The sequence below is a fragment of the Acinetobacter sp. 2JN-4 genome (assembly GCF_003687745.1).
GTDB classification, from domain to species: Bacteria; Pseudomonadota; Gammaproteobacteria; order Pseudomonadales; family Moraxellaceae; genus Acinetobacter; species Acinetobacter halotolerans.
The window spans coordinates 1-656 of the sequence record NZ_RDNY01000024.1 but is presented as its reverse complement, the minus strand read 5'-3'; the positions used below and the strand labels follow the sequence as shown (position 1 = coordinate 656).

The window sequence follows — 656 nt, the reverse complement described above, 5'->3', positions numbered from 1 at the left end:
CTGGTACGGCATAACCACCATCTGCATCTACACCAATTTGAATTGCCTTTTTTTGAAGATCAGCAAGCCCATCGTCATTACCTTTGCGCAGGAATTGTAAAAAGCCTGTTTTATGTGCTTCAACATCCCCACCACTTGGTGCACCTGGTCGCTTCGCTTGTTTAATTTCCTTTTCAAGCTCTGCTTTTAAAGCATCTAGATCACCTAACTTTTCATTCAACTGATCAGTCTTTTGTTCAAGCTTGTCTTTTTCTGCCTTGATTGCTTCAAGCTCTTTGTCATTTGCCTTTTTAAAATCTTCAAATGCACCTTTAAGGTCTGCTGCAACCTCTTCAATATCTTTCTTTTCAATACCCATGATTATTTACCTACGAAAATGGATTTTAAGGACTTAAGTGATTGAAGCGCATCTTCTTGATCAGCCTCTCGCTGTTCTAATGCGCTGTAGCCTTTGGACATAAATCCTTTGGCTTGTGAACGTGTAAAACCCAATGCCTCTCGCAGGGCTTTTTCCACTGTTGACGGCGGTGGAATCTCGCCTTTTTGAAGCGATGCTTTCACTTCGGTAATCTTTGCTTCAGTATTTGCAGGCATGGTCACAATAGACACTTCCCACAGATCAATTTCTTTAAGTAAAAATGCACCCTTTGCAGAGT

At 41.2% G+C, this 656-nt stretch carries 2 protein-coding genes; both read right to left on the bottom strand.

From position 1 onward, the window contains the following. A partial coding sequence (locus tag EAH57_RS15805; protein ID WP_121930874.1) for a phage major capsid protein occupies positions 1-358 on the bottom strand: 358 nt, incomplete at its 3' end. 2 nt (positions 359-360) lie between these two features. Continuing rightward, positions 361-656, bottom strand: a 296-nt coding sequence (locus EAH57_RS15800) for an HK97 family phage prohead protease (protein ID WP_171407494.1), incomplete at its 5' end; no start/stop codon positions are given.